The following is a 21,027-nucleotide window of genomic DNA, read 5'->3' on the forward strand; positions in this document are numbered from 1 at the left end:
GTGAATTACATGGAGAGTGTCGCGATGCTGAGTGGCTCAGGGACCTCTGCTGCCAGTATGGGACCACTGAGACGTCCGTCGGCGGGATCTGCTGTAAAACGCAGCACGCCGTCGAAGGTCTCGCTTACGACATGGAGGGTATCGCGCTCTGCTGTCATGGCGACGGATCTTCCGGAGTGCAGGTGCCAACTCTGGAATCGATTTAGTATGCCGGGGGGGCGATCGATGTGCCAGACCTGAAGGACATCGTCCTCCCTGCCGCCGATGGTGTAGAGGGCGCGGCCTGATGGATGGAGAGCCAAAGGTCCGCCGGTGTCTTCGGCGATGCGTTGGATGCAGTGGAGAATTCTTCCATGTTCAGGGTCGTATTTGTAACTGCATAGGGAGCGATTTAGCTGGTTGGCAACGAAGAGAATATCTCCTTTGGGATGCAGTACGAGATGGGCCGGTCCGCTGCCTGCGTCTGTGGCGAATCTCTGGTGCACTGTGAGGCTGGTTTCGCTGACTGCCAGGACGCTGATTTGGTCACTGCCTGTGTCAGATGTGAGGACGCGGCCATGTGTCGTGTCAAAGAGAGCCATGCTGGGATGGGCGGAGAGCTGATGTAGTGCATCGGGTCCGCAGCCAGTTTCCTTGAGAATTCCAGCTACCTGTGGGCACTGGCCGCCCTCGAGGAGGGAAAGGAGGTTGTAAGCTCCGCCCCCGTGGATTGCTACGACAGCGCTTTTGCCATCGGGCGATAGAGTGAGGTGCCGGGGGAGGGTAGCGGAGAGCGAGAGGGAAGTTTTACTGAATGCGGTAAGTGTGCCATCGGGTGCGAGGGTGAAGGTTTCGACTGAGCCTGTGGGCAGGTGTTGGTGGTCAGCGACCTGGTTGATGGCGTAGAGAGTACGGCGATTCGGATGGACTGTGAGGGAGGCGGGAACTTTGCAGGCTACGATCTGCTTGAGGGCCCAGTTGAGACCATCAACCTGGAAGACGTGGATCTCGTCGTGGCCGCTCCCGACGTATGCAAGATGAGGAGACGACGGAAGACCACGCGCCATGCTCGTTCGCAGCGCAAGGGAGGCGGTGCCCACGATGCGAAGGAAGTGTCTGCGATTGAGGGAGGAGCGTTGCTTCATCGGAGTTCCTTGTTGGTTCGGCTCTTCAGGGTCGTATCGACATGGCGTGATGAAAGATGTTGTTGGGGTCGTACTTGCGCTTTACGGTCTGGAGGAATGGGTATAGTTTTCCGTGGCCATAGTAGAGCTGAGGCCAGTAAGTGTAGGAGAGCATATCCCGATCGGGGTAGTTGATGTAGCAACCCTCATAGCGGGGGCTCCACCAGGGAGTTTCTTTGTGGTCGGGGTCGGAGTCGGGGCCCGAGTAGAGATCTTTGTAAATGTCACGGATCCACTGAAGTCTTCCGGCGTCGTCTTCGGGATTTCCCCAGAAGGACATGAATTGGAGTTTGAGCACCGAGGACCGTTGCGCGACGGAGGTCGTTTCGAGGAGTTCTTTGCGGTTAATCGCTCCGCCGTAGGAGTCCATCTCGATCACTGAGCCCCGAAGATCAACGTTCGGGATCGTCCGGGTCATGTGTTTGTAGATGCAACGAGCTTCAACCTCAGTGAAGCCGCGTTTCATATAGGCAGATTTGTACTTGGCGCGGGCGCTGCTGCCGGAGCCGTTGTTGCCACCTGTTGCGTCGAGCCAGTTTCGTCGTCGGACGGTGTGGACTCCAGAGCAGAGAGATTCGCCTGCGTCTTTTCTGGCTGAGAGTCCTGCATGGCCAGTGCCATCTGCCGGAGATGCTGGGGAACCGCATTGAAGGAAGCAGTCCAGATAATCGTTGAGCGCAGCCAGATCGCGACATGTGCCGTCGGGGTTACAGAACTGCACGGACATTCCCATGTGCCCGCCGCGCGACTGATGCGAGACCACCAGGACCGCGAACATACCCCAGGCGTCTGGTTCCTGGCCACGAGTCTCCCAGTACTCTCCGAATGTCTTCAAGAGTGATACGAACTTTTCTTCTGTCATACCCTCCCACGGAAAGGAGATGTAAGCCTCGATGACCTCCGCTGGAGGGTGCGGAAGTTTGTTGAATTCGTAGGAGGTGATGACACCCAGGCTACCGCCTCCTGCACCTCGGCAGGCGCGAAAGAGGTCTGCGTCGTGGTGCGCATTTACTCGGCGAGGAATGACCTTGCCACTTCCATCGACCGTCAGGATCTCTACGGCAGTCAGCCAGTCGGAGGAGAGACCATGGAGCCGCGACAAGAGGCCATATCCTCCGCCGCTGATGTGGCCACCTGCCGCGACGGTTCCACAAGTCCCTCCTGGAAGCGTTACACCGTAACGCTTGTACAACTCGAGGTACCCGTTCCAGAGCTGTACTCCGGGACCAATCCGATAGGGCGGGGCACTTCTGCCGTCGTTGACGCCGGAAAGAAGGCTCAGATCCAGAATGGCGCCGCTGGGATTATTTGCGACGAAGTCCTCATAGCAGTGCCCTCCGCTGCGTATGGTTGGCCGCAGGCCAGCGCTCACAATCTGCTGAAGCGCGTCAGCAGCGTCGGCAGAGGATTCACACAGGAAGATCCGTTTTGCAGCGTCGGTCTCTTTCTCCGGGAATCGCGCGTTATGGCCTTTTTGCAAGCTCGCATATCGCGGGTCGTCGCGTGTGATGATAATGGGCATCGTGCTTATTCCGTCTCAGCCGCATATAGGAGGCAACGGGCAGAAGAGTATGTATTAGTAACTAGAGCGAATTCGACAACAATGCCTGTAAATTGTCATCGGACGAGCGCCAGATTTCCAGATAGGCTAAATGACCTAGCCGTCAGATTCCAGTTTTGTTGACTATAGAGAGGCAGCGTGAGCTTTATCCGATGAAGTCTCTGCGAGTGATATAGGTCATAAGTCCTAAAGAGAATTGCTCAAGGCATTGTTCAATAGAAGGTCAAAGCGCTCTGTCAGAAATCGATTGCCAAGATCTGTCCGGGCACGTGTCGCGGTAGGAGGAGCACCAGTGTATTTCGAACGCCATACCCGAGTCAGGTTTCTGCTTGCCTTCTGGCTCTTCGTCCTGAGTGGCGTCGCCTTTCTCGATCGAACCAACATCTCGATCGCCGGGATACAAATCAGTAAAGAGTATGGACTGGGGAATCAGCGTTTAGGCTGGATCTTCAGCGCATTTCTTATTGGGTATGCGGGTTTTCAGCTTCCGGCGGGATGGCTTGCGGCTCGCTTTGGCCCGCGCCGGGTTCTTACCCTTGGAGTTTTGTGGTGGGGCATAGCAACTGCGCTAACGGCGATGCTGCCTTCAGGGATATCCCATGCGGTGATGTTGCTCATTGCGATCCGGTTTGCTCTGGGCGCAGGCGAGGCTGTAATTTACCCCGCGGCGAATCAGTTTGTTGCTCGATGGGTTCCGATTCGTGAGCGCGGCTTCATCAACGGGCTTATCTTTGCGGGAGTCGGCGCCGGCAGCGGGCTAACTCCACCTCTGCTGACGTGGTTGATCACACATCACGGATGGCGGGCGGCCTTTTGGTTCAGTGCGATTGTGGGTCTGATTGCGGGAAGCATCTGGTGGCAGTACTCACGAGATACCCCCGAGGAGCACCCCGAAGTTGGACCGCTAGAGCTAAGCGAAATTCATGCCGGAATCAACGGAACCGTTCAGGAGCACCGTGCACTCAGCTCCGAAACGGTTGAGATTTCGTGGCGTGCGATCTTCCATCGCCGTGATCTTCCAGCGCTGATGATCGGCTACTTCAGCTTCGGCTACGTCGCGTGGATCTTCTTTAGCTGGTTCTTTCTTTACATGGCACAGGTGCGAGGCTTCGATCTCAAATCGAGTGCGCGCTACGCCATGCTTCCATTCTTGTCGATGACGATCTGCTGTCTCGCGGGGGGTGCAATCAGTGACAAACTCACGGACCTGTACGGTCTGCGTATCGGCCGCGCCGGTCTGGCGTCGATGGCGCTTCTTGCAACGGCGTGTTTTTTGGTGGTCGGATCGATGGTTCATAGTCCGCAGCTTGCAGGAGTCATCCTCGCGGGTGGGGCCGGCGCACTGTATCTGTCGCAGAGCTCGTTCTGGTCTGTTTCCATTGATATTGCAGGTCGCAGCTCCGGAGTGTTTTCGAGCATGGTGAATATGGGGGGGCAGATCGGGGGTGCGGTGACAGCGTCACTGACTCCGTGGATCGCTCAACGCTTCGGCTGGACGACTTCTTTTGCACTTGCTGCGATTTTGGCCGTGATTGGGGCACTTTGCTGGTTGACGGTGCATCCAGAGCGTCCGCTCGACGCCTAGACGGATCCGTTCGGAGCGGATTCCCTTGCAACGAACAGAAATATGTGTTCGCCTTGAGATCTATCTAGATATTGATCAGGCGATTCCATCCCGTTCGAGTGGAGCGTGACCCTCACGCCACGCCGACAGTGTGTCTTCCGCGGGGTGTGGGTCTGGTTTCGGTCGCGAGCCAGTTTCGTCGTAGAAGCGGACTGATTCTGTCTGTTCTTCTTTATGTGGCTGCGGGGATGTTTGCTTGCGGGGCAATGGCGCAGACATCCTCTCCGCTCAGGCTTTCCGAGTATCAGAAGCAGGACTGGCAGATAGAGGATGGACTACCTGACAATAATGTCCGAATGATTGCTCAACGGCCGGATGGACTACTCTTGCTTGCTACCGGATCGGGGCTCGCCACCTTCGACGGACAGCACTTTCACAGTCTTCCCATCGTGGTCGGTGGCCTCGCCGACAATGAAGCTATCAATGCGGTGCTTCCCGAGGGCAACGACGATCTCTGGATTGGAACGGACGGCAGCGGGATACTGCACCGTACAGCATCCGGAACTGTTGCGATCAGCGAACAGGCCGGATTTCATAATGAACGCATTCGAACGTTTTATCGGGATGCACAAGGGGTGCTATGGATCGCTACTCAGAACGGGATCGAGCGATTCGTTAGCAATCACCTCGAGGCGGTTGCGGGTGCCGGAATGATCTCCGGCGATATCACGACGCCCTTCGCCGAGGATGGCCATGGAGGGATGTTCTTCATTACGTCTTCGGGGCTTTATCACTGGCAAGGCGGTAAGGTCCAACGCTATCGGGTTGGAACGTCGGCGTCTGATACTGAGGTCGCGGTGTATCGCGATGCGGCACAGCGGATCTGGGTGGGAACGATGACTCACCTGATGCAACTTGTTCCACGCAAGTGCGCATTATGCGGCGAGGCGCCTGCATTTGATCCCGTGGTGCGTGCAACCCTCGCAAGTCCGATCACTACCCTGCTCGGCGACGCCACCGCCGGGAATCTCTGGATGGGAACCCGCCACGATGGTGTGTGGCGTTTTGGTGCAGACGGCCTCTCGCATTGGGGCTCGCGCAATGGACTATCCGATGACGCCATCCGAACTCTGTTTATGGATGACGAACAGAACCTTTGGGTCGGGATGCTCACCGGCGGCCTGAGCCGATGGCACAAAGGAGCACTCGCGCCGTTTGGAGAGCCTGAGGGTTTCCACGCCTCCTACGCCGCCAACGTGTTTGCCGACAGCCGCGGCGATTTATGGTTTGGCACATGGGGAAATGGTTTATTTCGGCGGCACAACGGCCAGCTTATTCCTTCTACTCCTCCAGGCATGCCGATCACTACGGCGATCCGAGCGCTTGCCGAAGACCAGAAGGGGCGAATGTGGATAGGAACGTGGTTCAACGGAATTTACAGCTACGACGGCCACTCGTATCGTCACTATCTGCTTGGCAACGAGTCGCCAGGCAATGCTGTCAGCTCTATTCTTGCGGACAGTCACGGAGGGCTGTGGGTAGGGACTTACACAGGGGTTTTGTACTTTCCGCAGGGACAGCCGGATCGACAAAATCGTAGGCAGTTCGTCGAGACGAAGCTGATTACATGCCTGATCGAGGATCGGGACGGCTCCATTCTCGTTGGGACGAGTAGTGGCCTCTACCGTGTTCGAGACGGAACGGTATCGGCGGTCTCCGGCCTTCCTCATCCGTATGTGCTCTCGCTCGTGCTCGATAGCGGAGGGTATCTCTGGGCGGGCACCAAGGCGGGCGGAATCGTTGCGATTAGACAGGATCATGCGGTTGCGCTGCCTGGCAACGTCAACGCGCCCACGCAACCGGTAAGCACGGCGACGGAGGATCAGGACGGCCACCTGTGGCTTGGTACCTATCGAGGAATTGTGCGCCTCACCGTAGCTGAGCTGCATGCTGTGATCGAGGGACGACAGCATCCGTTATCAGTTGTGATACTGGGGAAGGCCGATGGGATGCGGTCCTCAGAGTGTGGTGGGCCTTCGAAGCCGTCTTCTACGCTTCAGCCTGATGGTACTCTCTGGTTTGCGACGACCAAGAGCTTTGTGCATACAACGGATGTGGCGGAGAGGCTAGGCACGATAAGTCCGGCCGCGACAATCACGGGCTGGACACTGTCGAGCGATCCCGACGCCGCTGATACCGATACGAGGACGGGCGATTCGCGGATCGAATTGGAAGCGGGGCAGCCCGACATTCTGTTCTTCTTCAACGCGAAGCTGCTCTCCAATCCGGCGCATGTGGAGTATCGCTATCGTCTCGCTGGGTATGACGCGGAGTGGACGAATACTCGCGCTCATGCTGCCCGCTACCGCCGCCTGCCGCCGGGGACCTATAGGTTTGAGGTGCAGGCCCGGGCCGGCGGAGAAGACTGGACCTCTCGGGTGAGCTCGGTTGAGGTGAAACAGCGGCCTTATTTCTACCAGACCTGGTACTTCGCTGCTGGCCTTTGCCTTGTCGTTCTTGCTCTTGCGACGCAATTGTTTCGACGTCGTCTCCAGTTGATGAAAGGGCGGATCGGTATCGTACTGGAAGAGCGGAATCGCATCTCCCGCGAGTGCCACGACACGTTGATGGCTGGGTTTGCCGCGATCTCATGGCAGCTGGAGGCCACGTCGAAGTTATTTCGGGACAGCGATTTGAGTTCTACTCCTGCCGCTCAGTCGTGTGAACTGGCTCGAAGCATGGTCTCTCACTGCCAGGCGGAGGCGCGGCGAATCATCTGGGATCTGCGGGATGCAGACGAGATGACCAATCTGTTGTCACGAGCGCTCAGTCGCGTCCTTGAAGCTAATCCCTTACAGGAGAACTTCAAGACGACTTTTGAGATTGAAGGTGAGGAGCAGCCGCTTGCTCCGGGCTGCGTCCATCATCTGGTTTGTATTGGTCAGGAGGCGGTCTCGAATGCGATTCGTCACGCCAACCCTTCACGGATTCTCATTCTGCTGAGGTATGAAGCAGATTCGCTAAGCCTCTCTATCTATGATGACGGACACGGTTTTCAAGGCTCGGAGGAGAACAGCTCGCGCCGCGGCCACTTCGGCATTCCCGTGATGGAGGAGCGAGCGCGCAAGATCGGCGGCACGTTCCGGCTGCAGACCTCAGCCGAGGCCGGTACTGAGGTGACGGTGAAGGTGTCCTTCAACGCAGCACAGCAATCGCTAAGGCAGGAGCATCATGTTATACGTTGGATAGGGATATGAAACAGATTCGTGTGTTGCTGATCGAAGACCACTTTCTTGCGCGCATGGCGCTGCACTCGGTGCTCTCGGGTCATTCACAGATTCAGATTATTGGTGAAGCCAGCGACGGTGAGACAGGTGTTGAGATGTATCGAAGTCTGCGTCCGGATGTGGTGGTGCTCGATCTACGCTTGCCACGGCTCAGCGGCTTCGAGGTGATCGATCAAATTCGCAAAGAGTATTCTTCCGCTCGCATTGTTGTGCTTTCCAACTATCAGGGTAGCGAGGATATCTATCGTGCGGTGCGAAGCGGCGCGATGGCATATCTGAATAAAGATGCGAGTGGAGAGCAGCTTTTGAACGCTATCCAGAATGTGGATCGAGGATTAAGGTATCTTCCTCATCTCGCGCTCGACCGCCTGGCCGAGCGCACGCCGGTTCTGGAGTTGACGCCACGCGAGAGCGAGGTGCTCGCCGGAATTACGCGAGGACTTAGTAACCGGGAGATCGCGGAGGATCTTCATATCGCTGAGAAGACGGTGAGAATTCATGTCAGCTCACTGCTCGATAAGATGGGTGCACGCGACCGGACTCAGGCGACGATTTACGCCTTTCAGCGCGGACTTGTCCACCTGAACTGACTAGCCTAGGACATTTGTCCTAGCTAAAGACATGGCAACAGCCTAATGACAATCAGATGACCCCGTAATCAAATCCCTGTTAATCCTCAGCCTGGGATCTGAATCGCTGTACCTGCCGAATCAGCCGACGGTAGGCTACCGCCGTCGCTCTGAAAGCCAGGCGAGTGGACTGTGAATAAATCAACGGACGTCTTTCGGAGGTCATGCTGTGAACAAAGTTCTTCTACGAATTTGTTTGATGTGTCTTCTTGGTGCTTCGGGCGCATCCGCGCAGATCGCTAACAACACAGCTCTGGTGGGGACGGTCGTTGATGCGAGCGGAAGCTCAGTAGCGGGTGCTCAGGTTACCGCCACAGAAGAGGCCACGCAGCTGAAGTACACGGCGACCACCAACTCACAGGGCTACTACTCCATTACCTTCATCAAGAGCGGCGTCTATGATCTGTCCGTCGAAAAGGGTGGATTCAAGAAGGAACAGACGGTGGGTGTTCCCGTATCGGTCGACCTCGCAGTGCGTACGGACTTTGATCTGAAGATCGGGTCCACAACGGAGACCGTTACCATCACCGCCAGTACGGCTCCGCTCTCCACCGACGACGCAAACCTCGGAGAGACGTTTTCGACCAAACAGGTTGAGGATCTTCCGGTTCAGGGGCACAATGCGCTCGAGGTGGCTGCGCTCGCCTCGAACGTCACGATTGGATCGAAGACCAGCTACAGTGGAAACCCTCCCGGCGTCGACTTTATTGGAGCGGGACAACGTGAGACGCAGAACGATCTGACTCTCGATGGCGTCTCGATCATGAACAACTTGGGGAACGTCACTCCCGCGCGGCCCGGCACGGATATGATCTCCGAGGTTCAGATGCAGAGCGGAAACTATCCTGCACAGTATGGCGCCTACCTCGGCGTGCACATCAATCTCGTCAGCAAGGTTGGTACTAACGACTTTCATGGTGTGGTCTACGACTATGTTAAAAATACGGCTCTGAACGCGCACAATTTCCTTGATTCTCCTACGCAGAAGAAGGCGCCTCTGAACTACAACCAATATGGGTTTACCTTGGGTGGGCCTGTCTGGATTCCGAAGCTTTACAACGGCCGCAATAAGACCTTCTTTTTTGGTTCCTACGAGAAGCTAAATCAAAAAGCACAGAGCGCTGGTACTTCTACTGTTATGACAGCAGCCCATGAAGGCGGGGACTTCTCGGCTTTAGGCACCCTGAATCCTAACGGCAGTTGTACGGGCATCTGTCTTAAAGACCCCTATAACAATAATGCTTACTACCCGAACAATCAGATTCCGGTCAGCGAACTGTCGACTCCTGCAGCGTTGATCGCAAAAAAATACGAGGCTTATGTGCCGCTGCCGAACGCCGCTGGGATAAACAACAACCTCAACAATGTCTACTTCCCGAACAACCTGTTTATCGCGCAGACGCTGGAGCGCGTCGATGAGAACATCGGAGAGCGGGTGCGGATCTTCGTGCGCTACCACTGGCAGAACCTAACCTATGCCAATGGAAATCAAGTTCCAGTAGCCGGCGGATACGGGCCTGGCAATAGCCGAAATCTGGCTGTCGGATACTCCCACGTCATTACACCTCGACTCGTCAACGACTTTCACTTCGGCATCAACAAGTTTCTGACCGACTCTCTGAACTACTGGTACGTGAACAACCTTAAGGGAGCAGGCACCTCTCTCGGTATCCCCGGATTCAACTACGACACCACAACGGGAAACCTTGGAATCCCCAATGTTCAGCTGACTAGCGCAAGCGGTATGAACATTGGAAACAATGGAACGAACTGGTTTCAGGATGACCGTACGCTCGACGGATATGACCAAGTCAGCTACACCCGCGGCAAGCACAACATTATGGCTGGTATAGAACTTCGGAAGCTGACCTTAGGCCGCGCTGCAACCAACGAATCCCTCGGCTTATTTACCTTCAATGGAACACTGACGGGTGACAGCCGGGCCGACTTTGCGCTGGGCCTGGCGGCGACTGATCAGACGCCTGTAAGTACTATCAAGGGTTCGGTGGCCGAATGGCGCGACGGATTTTTCGTCCTGGACAACTGGCAGGCTACCTCGAAGCTGACCATAAACTATGGCCTGCGTTACGATCTGCCGACCGTCCCTTACAGTCTGAACGGCTACGCACGTTTGCTGAACCCAACGGAGACCGCGCTGATTCCGCCAACGAGTGCGCTGACTCCGAATACCTTCACTCCTACTCCGGGATTCAAACTCGCAAGCGCAACCCACGACAACTGGGGACCGCGTCTGGGAATCGCATATCGCGCGACCGACAAGACTGTGATTAGAGGGGGAGTGGGTTTCTACTACAACGCCAACCAGCTCAACAGCTTTACCTTGCTCAGCAGCAACTACCCGCTGGGAGCCTTCATTGGATACAGCACGACAGCAGCAAATCTTCTGTCCTTCACAAATCCAACTCCTGGGGCGGGCAGTGCTTCTCCAATTGCCGGTACTCCTGGCACCTTTCAGAGCGCAGTTCAGTATGATCCGAAGAACAAAACGCAGCGCAGTTATCAGTGGAACGTCAGCGTTGGGCAGGAGTTATGGAGGGGGGCGGCTTTTGAGCTTCAGTATCTGGGGTCTCACTCTCTGCATTTGGATATCAGCGACTACAGAAATCTGCCCACGAATCCTAGTGGAAACGGGATTGCATCGTATGCGACTAAGCCCACGCTCAACTCTTTGCGGCCAAACCCGCTCTTTGGTTCGATACGCGATCTTAACAACATCGCCTACTCCCACTACAACGGTTTGACCACAATCTTCCGTCAGCGGCTCTTGTATGGTCTATCGGGACAGGCGAGCTATACATGGTCTCACGACCTGGACATTGGCTCAGACTCGAACGGTGGCGGAACAGCGTCGCAGCCATTCAACATCAAAGCCGACTATGGCAACTCCAACTGGGATATCCGTCATCGCTTCGTCGGCGTATTGACTTACGATCTGCCGTCCTTCAAAGGAAGAAACCGCTGGGTCCGGGAGACGCTTGGCGGCTGGCAGCTCAATGACATCGTCAATCTGCAGACGGGCATGCCCTTCAATGTGGTGCTGGGCTATAACAGCGCGGGGTTCGATCAAGGTACGACGCGGCCGAGTTTTGTCCATCAGGCCAGTGCTCACTGCAGTCTGCACAATTACATTACGGGCAACAAAACGTCGTGCATCGATGCAACAGCTTACACGCTTCCTGTAGCTCCACAAACGCTGAATTCCTCCGGAGCCATCGTTGCTTACAACTACGCGTTCGGAAACACCTCAAGAAATACCCTTCATGGACCTGGCTTCTCGTATGACAATCTGTCGCTCTTCAAAGATTTCGGGCTGCGTGAGCGGATGAAGATTCAGCTTCGTGCAGAGGCTCTGAACGTGTTCAACCACCCGAGTGCGGCGAATCCGAACTCTTCCAACGGAAGCGGGAATCCGACGCTCAACGCTGCGTCTCAATCGAGTACTGCCGTGAGTACTAGTGGATTCGGTCAAGTTATCGGGGTCCAGACACTTCCCGGTGAGTTGAGTGGAGCTCGTTCGCTGCAACTAGCAGGTAAGTTCATCTTTTAGCGGCCTGTTCGCTTCGGGCGGCGGCCGGTAGTGCCGCCGTCTGCTGCACGAAGTTCATCGAAGGAAGAGCCGGAAACCTGGAAAGATCGGATCACAGTTGAGATACGAAGCCTATTATTTTGAGGAGGAGAGTTTTCTATCATGACCTCGAACAAGACCAGTTGGATTCGTCCCATCACCGGTACGGTTGCGGCCGTTTTTCTTTGTTGTACGGTGCTTACCCTTATGCAGAAGGTGAACGCCGACGCGCAGAAGACCTCAGCAGAATATGCCGCAGACCCGGCGGCTATGATCGACGCGTATCGTCATGTCGAAGCTGCTTCTGTTTCCGACGCGATCGAACAGCTGCTGCATGAAAAGCGGTATATGTCGCATCGCATGCAGGCAGTGTTTCCCACGAAGTTTGCCGGTGCGGCGCTTACCGTCAAGCTGACTAAACAGGAGAACCACGACCCCGCAGCGTTGACCGGGATGCTTCAGGCGATCGACTCCGGCAGCGCTGGATCCGTGTATGTCATGCAGGTAGAAGACGGGGCAGATATCGCCGGCATGGGTGGACTTATGGGTACCGCTATGTTTGCCAGGGGGTTCGCCGGCGCGGTCGTCGATGGAGGGGTGCGCGATCTGCCGCAGCTCAAGCGCATCGGCTTTCCAGTCTATTCCACGGGACCGGTGCCCTCCACCTCGGTGAGTCATTATCGCTTCGGGGGAGTGAACGTTCCCATCCTTTGCGATGGCGTCGCGGTTGCTGCCAACGATATCGTTGTTGCTGATCAGGATGGCGTCGTGGTGGTGCCGCGTGAGCATGCCGCTGACATTCTTGTTCTCGCACAGAAGCTGGATAACAGCGAACACTCCATGTATCCCTTTATCGAAAAGTTTCACTCCATTACGGAGGCTGTCCGCCAATTTGGCAGAATCTAATAATGCGACCTTCACAGAACGATGTTGCTACTGGAGGCTTTGTTGACGCTCTCTGCACAGGATTCACACCTTTTTACGCGAAGACGATTTCTTGGCTGGTCACAGGCCGCACTGGCAGTTCTGGGTGCGGCATCAATCCTGCCGTCGAAATCCAACGCTCTCTCAACCACTTCTGAGGCGCAATCTGCGGATGACTACTACGCAAAGCTCGGCGTCGAGAAGATCATCAACGCCGCCGGAACCTACACCTATCTCACTGCTGCAGTTATGCCTCCGCAGGTGCAGCACGCTGTCGCGCAGGCGGCTCTGCATCCCGTTGTGTTGAAAGATCTGCAAAAAGCCTCGGGAGAATATATTGCCAAGCGGCTTCGATGCGAAGCAGCTCTCGTGAGTTCCGGGGCTTCTGCGGCACTCACGCTTGCAACTGCAGCCTGCATCGCCAACGCGAACGGTGTTGCAGCTAACCTGATTCCGGAGAGTGTCGGCGGCATGAAGAATGAAGTGATCGTTCAGAAAGCGCATCGCTATGAGTACGACCACGCGATGCTGCTCTGTGGAGTGCGCATCGTCGAGGTTACAACGGTGGACGAGTACAGGCGTGCATTCTCTCCAAAGACGATCATGACGAACTTCTTCAATTCAGCCGAAGGGGGTGAGATCGATCGCCGGACCTGGCTTGAGGTTGCGCATCAATATAACGTGCCTTGCCATATGGATGCTGCAGCAGATATGCCTCCGATTGAGAATCTGTGGAAGTACACGGGCATGGGCTATGACCTTGTCTGTTTCTCCGGCGGGAAGGGAATACGCGGTCCACAAAATGCTGGGCTGCTACTCGGCAAAAAGCATCTTATCGATTTGGCAATGGAGAGCAACAACCCAAACTCAGACGCTGTGGGCCGCGGCATGAAGGTTGCCAAGGAGCAGATCGTCGGCATGGTCGCTGCGGTGGACTGGCTGCTTGAGCAGAACGACGAGACGGACCAGGCCGAGTATGCGCGCCGTGCCGATGTGATCGTTCGCGAGGTGAAGGACATTCCCACAATGAAGACGGAGGTCTTCGTGCCTGAAATCGCCAACCATGTGCCGCATCTGATGCTCGCGTACGATCCGCAGGTTGTTGGCATCACGCCAAAGCAGGTCCAGGAGCGGCTTCGCGCACAGCGTCCTCGGATTGAACTCAATCCTGCGACCGGTTCATCTGGCCGTTTTGGCTCTCACTCCAACGAAAACACTATCGTCGTCGGAACCTGGATGCTGCAGCCTGGTGAGGCCGAGATTGTTGGCCGCCAGCTTCGTGTAGTCCTCTCTCACCCAAACGTCTGAACAACACGCTACATTCGATCAGCCCAACAACAGAAAAGGAGTCAGCCATGGAAAAGCAGTCCAGAAGAGGCCTTCTCAAAAACGCTGCCAAAGCCGCCGTCATTGCAACAGGAGGCGCGGCTCTTGCGGGGACGACGAAGGCACAGGTGACCGGCAAGCTCGAGAAGAAATCCTATCCAGCCAAACCAGCTTCAGAACCAGCTCAGCTGTTCTCAAGCGCCGTTTCGTACGGCAACCTTCTCTTTCTTGCGGGAGTCGGAGCGCACTTTCAAGGAACAATTGAAGAACACACGAAACATGTCCTTGATGAACTTGATAAGAATCTGACTGCAGCGGGTTCTTCGATGGAGAAGGTCCTCAAAGTCAACGTGTATCTCAACGACATCAACGACTGGGCAAAGATGAACACCGTTTATGGGGGCCGCTGGGGCAAGATTCCTCCGGTACGTACTACGATTGCGCCCGCCGGCGGCATTCCGGGAAATTCGCTTGTAGAAATCGACCTCATTGCCTACATCTGAACTTTGATCTAGGTCATCAGGGCACGTTCACAAACACGTCTTACTTCAGGAAAAAGGGAACGGGTTCATATGTCACTCTTTCGCACGACACGGTGGTCACGGCGGGAAGTCCTCAAGCAGTCTGGCATGCTCTCTGCTTTTGGAGCTGTGACTTCAATATCACCTCTGGCTGCAATGGCGCAGCAAAAGGCATCTGCTCAACAGACGATTACGCATGAAGGCACAGAGACCGACAATCTCTTTACCCGCATCGGCGTACGTCCTATCGTGAACGGCCGTGGCACGTTCACCATTATCAGTGGCTCACGATCTATGCCTGAGGTGAAACAGGCGATGTACGATGCATCGTTTTACTTCGTTCATCTCGACGAGCTTATGGATGCTGTCGGCAAAGAGCTGGGGCAGCTGACAGGAGCGGAGTGGGGGATTGCTACGACAGGATGTGAAGCGGCCATTGCACTCGCTACGATTGCATGTATCGCTGGAACCGATCCGGAGAAGTCTCAGGCACTTCCTTACATCAAGGCGCGCGATCAGGTCATCATTCCTAAACATTCCCGAAATCCTTACGACTTCGGCGTTCGCATGACGGGAGTAGAGATCGTTGAAGTGAATTCCGCAGAGCAGCTTCGCAGCAAGCTTTCAGAGCGAACTGCGATGATCTATATCCTATCCGGACCTGATGCAGAGCAGGGCCCGCTGAGTATCCCCAATATCTGCACAATGGCAATGGAAAAGGGCGTTCCCGTCTTCGTGGATGCCGCCGCTGAGGAGCCGCTTGTTCCTAACATCCATATTCAGCATGGTGCTTCGCTAGTCGGCTACTCGGGAGGCAAGTGTATGCGCGGACCACAATCTTCCGGAATGCTTATCGGACAGAAAGATCTGTGCCGGGCGGCTTACTTTCAGGCAGCGCCACATCATAATTACGGTCGTGCGTATAAGTGCAGCAAGGAAGAAGTGATGGGCCTCCTGGCTGCGGTGCGCCAATGGTACAAACGCGACCATGCGGCAGAACAACAGGAGTGGCTCTCCTGGCTTCAGTACATCGAGAGACGAGTGAAGAGGCTTCCTTCGGTAACGACCGAGTACCTGCAGCCGGAAGATCTCTCTAACCGCTCACCGCGTCTCCGAATAAAGTGGGACGCAAACGTTTTGAAGATTACGGGTACTGAGCTTGTTACGCGTCTTGATGCGGGTACACCAAGAATTCTTGTCGATGGCGGCACCGGCACTCGCCCTGCTCACATGGCCAGTTCGATCACTATCATGCCGTACATGATGGATCCCGGAGAAGACCACATCATCGCGGATGCGATCTACGAAGGCCTTACCAAACCTGGCCACTATGAAGATCCCGTGATTCCGACTGGAGCCCCTGCACAAGTAAATGGGAAGTGGGCCATTGCGATTCAATATTCGCGTGGAGTCGGGGAGCAACACTTCGTTCTTGAACAAAGCGGAGAGACGCTTACGGGTAGACAGCAGGGTGAACTCTACAAAGCCGATCTGAAAGGTACTATTCATGCCAACCAGCTTGAGTTACACAGCAATATGACTGTTAGCGGAAACACAATTCCGTGGGCATTTCGTGGAATGGTTGAGGGCAATACAGTCTCTGGAACTGTCAGTATGGGAGAGTACGGAGACGCAAGCTGGAAGGCTACTCGGGTCTGACGTTCGTCTCGTCGAGCATGAAAAGCTTTCATATTCCAGCATAGAAACCAAATGAGTATCACGCATCCAACTTTGTCTGCGTGGTCAACGCATAGATTGGGGAGTCATGAATTTGTATTTCTGGAAACAAGTTTTAGCGCTTTCCTGTCTCGCATTAATCCTCACGACAAGCGACAGCTTATCGGCTCAAAAGGCTTTGCCGGCCTACGATCTGCTACTGAGCAACGGTCATGTCCTCGATGACAAGAACCACCTCGACGCCATTATGGACGTCGCAATCAAAGACGGTCGAGTTGCAAAGGTTGCCGCGCACATTCCCGGAACCGATGCGCTAAAGACCATTGACGTTAAGGGACTGTATGTCACCCCCGGACTCATTGACCTTCACGTTCATGTCTACGCGGGCACGGGTGAGCGTAACTCCTATGCCGGCGACAACAGCGTTCCGCCGGATGGCTTCACCTTCCGTGTGGGCGTAACGACCGTGGTCGACGCGGGTTGCTCTGGCTGGCGTAACTTCGAAGACTTCAAGGACCGCATCATCGATCGTTCGAAGACTAGAGTCTTTGCGATGCTCAATATCGTCGGTTCAGGAATGCGCGGGGGTAAGTACGAACAGAACACCGCTGACATGGACGGAGTGGCAACCGCGGCGATGGCTCTCAAGTATCCCGACACGATCGTCGGAATCAAGACCGCACACTTTGAAGGCCCAGAATGGACGCCAGTCGAGCAGGCTGTTATCGCCGGGATCCGCGCAAACATTCCCGTTATGGTTGACTTCGGTGTCGATCGCCCAAGTCGTCCGATTCTCGATCTAATGACCCAGAAGCTTCGTCCTGGCGATATATACACCCACATGTACTCTGGCCTTCGCCATGAGCAGGATCCCGTCACGCTGGGTCCGAGCAAAGCTCTCATCGAGGGTCGCAAGCGTGGTATCTACTTCGACGTTGGCCAAGGAGGTGGCAGCTTCAAGTGGTCGCTCGCAGTTCCTATGATCAAGGATGGATTTATCCCCGATTCCATTTCGACCGATTTACACATCACCAGTATGAACGCGGCTATGAAAGACGAGCTGAACGTTGCCGATAAGATCATGGCCGTGGGCGTGCCTCTCAAGGAGGTCGTTGCGGAAATGACCTCTCATCCTGCCCGGGAGATTCGCCATGAAGAGCTCGGGAATCTCTCTGAAGGCTCGATTGCGGACATCGCGGTGCTTCGTCTGGAAAAGGGAAAGTTCGGATTCACCGACATGGTGGACAAGCGCCTCGATGGCAACCAGAAGCTTGTCTGTGAGCTCACCATCAAGGATGGAAAGATCGTGTACGACCTAAATGGAATTAGCGCCACGCTATGGACGGCGAAGCCGGACGCTAACGAAAAAGAGGCGTACCGCTGGAGCACCTTCGCACCTCGCCACGCAGAGGCAAGTACAGACACCGAACATTAAGCGTTCGATTAGATTATCAAGAAACAGCTGATCAGGTTTATTGTCTCTTTGGATCGCTTGATATTTGAGAAGACAAAGTGGTGGACGCGGCAGGGATCGAACCTGCATCCGGTCAACTAAGGGGCGTTAGGACCAAGACGCCGGCTTGACTCATGGTCAGGCTTTCCGGCCCATTCGAACAATCCTCACTGAAGAGTCACCGCGAGGGAGCGACAAGGGGAGAGGAGCATGAGAACCTAGACTGAAGAGGAGCTGAAGAGGATCGCTAGCACGGACGATCTGCATATCTCGCCTTTTCGAGAGGATGGGGTGACGTATGGAACGCCGACGTGGATCTGGTCGGTTTCGTCGAGAACAAACTGTACGTCCGACCCTACAACGGAAGGTCACGTTCATCGACTCGGTCTATGTGACGAGCTCATTTGGGAATCAGACGCTCAAGAACTCTCAAGGCACGCGAACGTTAGGATCACGTTGGGCGGTGAACTCCACAAGCGTTCGGCTCGGAGCAAGGTTTGCTAAGATGATGATTCCGAATCTGGATGAAACGAAGGTGCGGTAACCTCAAATCGCTCAATAGGTTTCTTACTAAATCCATATTTAGCGTGGAAGCGTTAGCGTACCTTGCACGCTGAAGGCTGCGGTTTTTACAAGACGGCTGTCAGCAGGTTGAGCTCCGCCTACCGCAACAACATAACTACCAGGAACAACAGCTCGATTGCCCTTATCGTCTACTTGGGAAAGGATGCGACAATCAAGAGTAAAAGTGACATGCATCGTCTCGCCGGGTTTTAGGTGTAGGCGCGTGAAACCGGCGAGGGCAAGGTTGGGGGACACCGAGGAGTGAGGTGATATCAGATAGAGTTCCGCAACTTCGTCCCCCTCTCGAATGCCTGTGTTCTTTACATCGGCTTCAGCTGTAAGGGAGTCACCGGCCTTGAGGTTTGAACTAGAGAGCCTGAGGTTTTGATAAGAAAAAGTGGTGTAGCTAAGGCCATACCCGAAACCATAAAGCGGTTTGCCCTTGAAGTAACGATAAGTTCGGTTGGCCATGGAATAGTCATCAAAGGCGGGCAGTTGTTCGACCCCAGCGTAGAAGGTCACGGGAAGACGCCCACCGGGGTTGTTCTGCCCGCTTAGTGTTTCAGCAATTGCTTCCGATCCGGCTTCACCGGGGTACCAGGCTTCGAGGATGGCTTTGGCATGCTCATGAGCCCAATTTACGGAGAGAGCAGACCCGTTCATGAGAACGACCACCAGCGGCTTGCCGGTTGCCGTGAGGGCTTCCAGAAGTTCTTGCTGCGCAGCGGGAAGCTTGATGTCGGTGCGGTCTCCGCCCGAGAAACCTTCGACATGGAGAGGCATCTCTTCACCCTCAAGATTGGGAGATAAACCTACAAACGCAACAATGACTTCAGATTTCTGAGCGATAGCGACGGCTTCTTTTCGTAGATAGGAAGACTGTGGGGTCCACTCGAGTGAGAGGTCTGCGCCACGGAGGGGAGCATGATGAATGTACTCGACCTTAAAGTCATGTGGATCGGTGTCCACGAAATTCAACCGAAAGTGCAAATCCGAATTCGAGTTACTCCCTGACAGAGAGTCACCTGCAATGAGTTTTCCATCGACAAAGATCTTAAATTGCTCATGTCCCGTGCAGGGATAGCAGTCACCAAAGTGCATAGTGAGCGAAAGGTCCCCCGTTTGAGGGGCTGTGATGGTTCCGCTCCAGCGGACGGCAAAGCTGTTGGAGGGCACACCGGGCGTCGGTGAGGCGGAGTTCCAATCGAAGTCAATTGCTTTGTCAATACGGGTCGTTACAGGGTTACCTTCAAAGATGTCCCCGGAAAAGTACTCACCCTTTAGTCCGTTTTCTGTGGCTGATTTGCTGGGATGAAAGACGGTGCGAGGAATAGGCAGAGGCACCTGGTCTGCGTACGGCGAGCCCTGAGCGTAGAGAATCCTTGAGTTTCTAAACTCAGCGGCGATGGCGTCCACCGGAAGTTTCGCGTCTTCGGCAATTGCGTTGTAGTTGCCTTCTATGGCCGCCAAAGAAGCCGCATTAGGTCCTACAACGGCAATTGTGCGAGTGTTCAGGTTGAGCGGTAGAAAAGAAGAGTCGTTCTTTAGTAGCACCATTGACTCCCTGGCCGCGGTTTTAGCCACTTCTTTGTGGGAGGGGGAGTTCACTTCAGAGAAGGGAATTGCAGCATAAGGAACCTTGAAAGCGTCATCGAAAAGGCCGAGGCGGTAGCGCGCAAGGAGCAGCCGCTTGAGGGAAACATCGATTTGCAATTCGCTAATGAGATGTTTTTTCAGAGCTTCGGTGAGGGCGAGATAGGTATCGCCGCAGTTTGTGTCTGTGCCGGCTTCAATGCCTGCGACAGCTGCTGCCTCCTTGCTCGGCGAGGTATGATGTGCGGTCATTTCATAGAAGTCGTCGATGGCCCCGCAATCAGAGGTGACGAAGCCTTTGAAGGACCAGTCGTCGCGAAGAATGCTTTGGAGGAGGTACTTGTTTGCGCAGGCAGGATAGTCGTTGATCGAGTTATAGGCGCACATGATCGAAGCGGCTTTGGCTTCGGTAATGGTGGCCCGGAAGGCGGGAAGATAGGTATCCCACAGATCGTGAGGTGAGGGATCAACGTTGGCGCTGTGACGTGTGGATTCTGGACCGCTGTGTACGGCGTAGTGCTTAGGAGTAGCGATTGCCCTCAAATAATCTGGATTATCTCCCTGTAGACCTTCGACGAACGCTACGCCCAGACGCCCGGTAAGGAAGGGATCTTCCCCGTAAGTTTCCTGGCCGCGGCCCCACCTCGGATCGCGGAAGATATTGATATTCGGCGACCAGATAGTGAGACCGTAGTAAATGGAATGAATGTTAAGGCGTACGGCTTCGTTGTATTTAGCGCGTGCTTCGATGGATATGGCTGTTGAGATCTGGTGTATGAGTGGAGCGTCCCACGTGGCGGCCATACCGATAGCCTGAGGAAAGAGTGTGGCGTATCCGGAACGGGCAACGCCATGAAGACCTTCACTCCAATAGTCATAGGCAGGAAGATTAAGACGTGGGATTGCTGGCGCAGTGTTGATGAGTTGAGCGACTTTCTCGTCGAGTGTCATGCGTGACACGAGGTCGTTGACTCGCTCATCGTTGGAAAGGTAGGAATCCAGATAAGGAAGCTGCTTTGACGATTGCGCGAACGAGCCAAAAGGCATAAGACTTAACACGAGAAAAAAAGCGGAGACCAAGCGCAGCCACATAGAACGAGTTTCTCCAAAGACATTAAGCAATCCTACCCTCTTGGTGATCGGTTCCATCCCAGTTGCTTATTCGACTGAATCCTCCGT

General features: G+C 55.0%; 13 protein-coding genes. 10 read left to right on the forward strand and 3 right to left on the reverse strand.

Annotated elements, in window-relative coordinates:
- Positions 1–5 precede the first annotated feature (5 nt).
- Both RBB81_RS14920 and RBB81_RS14925 read right to left on the reverse strand, forming a co-directional pair.
- Positions 6–1,124: a lactonase family protein gene (locus RBB81_RS14920; RefSeq protein ID WP_353071195.1), complete on the reverse strand. Its 1,119-nt coding sequence runs from the start codon at positions 1,122–1,124 to the stop codon at positions 6–8.
- A gap of 25 nt (positions 1,125–1,149) precedes the next feature.
- Positions 1,150–2,685, reverse strand: a complete 1,536-nt coding sequence (locus tag RBB81_RS14925) for an FAD-dependent oxidoreductase (protein ID WP_353071196.1) — start codon at positions 2,683–2,685, stop codon at positions 1,150–1,152.
- A 331-nt stretch (positions 2,686–3,016) separates the two neighbouring features.
- Between RBB81_RS14925 and RBB81_RS14930 the strand changes: the two genes are divergently transcribed.
- The 10 genes from RBB81_RS14930 (at position 3,017) to RBB81_RS14975 (ending at position 18,195) form a co-directional block, all read left to right on the forward strand.
- Positions 3,017–4,309 (forward strand): MFS transporter, encoded by a 1,293-nt coding sequence (locus tag RBB81_RS14930; protein WP_179582902.1) that lies wholly within the window; start codon positions 3,017–3,019, stop codon positions 4,307–4,309.
- Positions 4,310–4,554: 245 nt separating this feature from the next.
- Positions 4,555–7,545: a sensor histidine kinase gene (locus tag RBB81_RS14935; protein WP_353071197.1), complete on the forward strand. Its 2,991-nt coding sequence runs from the start codon at positions 4,555–4,557 to the stop codon at positions 7,543–7,545.
- Positions 7,542–8,165, forward strand: coding sequence for a response regulator (locus RBB81_RS14940; protein ID WP_183788419.1), 624 nt, complete (start codon positions 7,542–7,544; stop codon positions 8,163–8,165). Before RBB81_RS14935 ends, RBB81_RS14940 begins: the two co-directional genes overlap by 4 nt.
- Before the next feature lie 208 nt (positions 8,166–8,373).
- Positions 8,374–11,772: a TonB-dependent receptor gene (locus tag RBB81_RS14945; RefSeq protein WP_353071198.1), complete on the forward strand. Its 3,399-nt coding sequence runs from the start codon at positions 8,374–8,376 to the stop codon at positions 11,770–11,772.
- Between the two features lie 141 nt (positions 11,773–11,913).
- Complete coding sequence (locus RBB81_RS14950; RefSeq protein ID WP_257025505.1) at positions 11,914–12,696, forward strand: RraA family protein; 783 nt, start codon at positions 11,914–11,916, stop codon at positions 12,694–12,696.
- Between the two features lie 21 nt (positions 12,697–12,717).
- Positions 12,718–14,022, forward strand: coding sequence for a selenocysteine synthase (locus RBB81_RS14955; RefSeq protein ID WP_423248022.1), 1,305 nt, complete (start codon positions 12,718–12,720; stop codon positions 14,020–14,022).
- 47 nt (positions 14,023–14,069) lie between these two features.
- Complete coding sequence (locus RBB81_RS14960; protein ID WP_353071200.1) at positions 14,070–14,543, forward strand: RidA family protein; 474 nt, start codon at positions 14,070–14,072, stop codon at positions 14,541–14,543.
- 147 nt (positions 14,544–14,690) lie between these two features.
- The gene (locus RBB81_RS14965) at positions 14,691–16,220 is read left to right on the forward strand and encodes a Cys/Met metabolism pyridoxal-phosphate-dependent protein (protein WP_353071201.1); all 1,530 of its coding nucleotides are present in this window, start codon (positions 14,691–14,693) and stop codon (positions 16,218–16,220) included.
- A 196-nt stretch (positions 16,221–16,416) separates the two neighbouring features.
- Positions 16,417–17,673, forward strand: a complete 1,257-nt coding sequence (locus tag RBB81_RS14970; RefSeq protein WP_353071202.1) for an amidohydrolase/deacetylase family metallohydrolase — start codon at positions 16,417–16,419, stop codon at positions 17,671–17,673.
- Positions 17,674–17,958: 285 nt separating this feature from the next.
- Positions 17,959–18,195 (forward strand): hypothetical protein, encoded by a 237-nt coding sequence (locus RBB81_RS14975; protein WP_423248087.1) that lies wholly within the window; start codon positions 17,959–17,961, stop codon positions 18,193–18,195.
- Between the two features lie 78 nt (positions 18,196–18,273).
- Here the strand turns inward: RBB81_RS14975 and RBB81_RS14980 are convergent, their stop codons facing one another.
- Entirely contained in the window at positions 18,274–20,997 is a 2,724-nt protein-coding gene (locus RBB81_RS14980) for a glycoside hydrolase family 3 C-terminal domain-containing protein (RefSeq protein ID WP_353071204.1), read from the reverse strand.
- Positions 20,998–21,027: the final 30 nt, after the last annotated feature.

Source organism: Tunturibacter gelidoferens (assembly GCF_040358255.1).
GTDB lineage: Bacteria > Acidobacteriota > Terriglobia > Terriglobales > Acidobacteriaceae > Edaphobacter > Edaphobacter gelidiferens.

Excerpts from the sequence above, each read along its gene's own strand:
- RBB81_RS14920 (WP_353071195.1), bottom strand. The coding sequence starts at position 1,124 with ATGAAGCAACGCTCCTCCCTCAATCGCAGACACTTCCTTCGCATCGTG.
- RBB81_RS14925 (WP_353071196.1), bottom strand. The coding sequence starts at position 2,685 with ATGCCCATTATCATCACACGCGACGACCCGCGATATGCGAGCTTGCAA.
- RBB81_RS14935 (WP_353071197.1), top strand. The coding sequence starts at position 4,555 with ATGGCGCAGACATCCTCTCCGCTCAGGCTTTCCGAGTATCAGAAGCAG.
- RBB81_RS14940 (WP_183788419.1), top strand. The coding sequence starts at position 7,542 with ATGAAACAGATTCGTGTGTTGCTGATCGAAGACCACTTTCTTGCGCGC.
- RBB81_RS14950 (WP_257025505.1), top strand. The coding sequence starts at position 11,914 with ATGACCTCGAACAAGACCAGTTGGATTCGTCCCATCACCGGTACGGTT.
- RBB81_RS14955 (WP_423248022.1), top strand. The coding sequence starts at position 12,718 with ATGTTGCTACTGGAGGCTTTGTTGACGCTCTCTGCACAGGATTCACAC.
- RBB81_RS14960 (WP_353071200.1), top strand. The coding sequence starts at position 14,070 with ATGGAAAAGCAGTCCAGAAGAGGCCTTCTCAAAAACGCTGCCAAAGCC.
- RBB81_RS14980 (WP_353071204.1), bottom strand. The coding sequence starts at position 20,997 with ATGGAACCGATCACCAAGAGGGTAGGATTGCTTAATGTCTTTGGAGAA.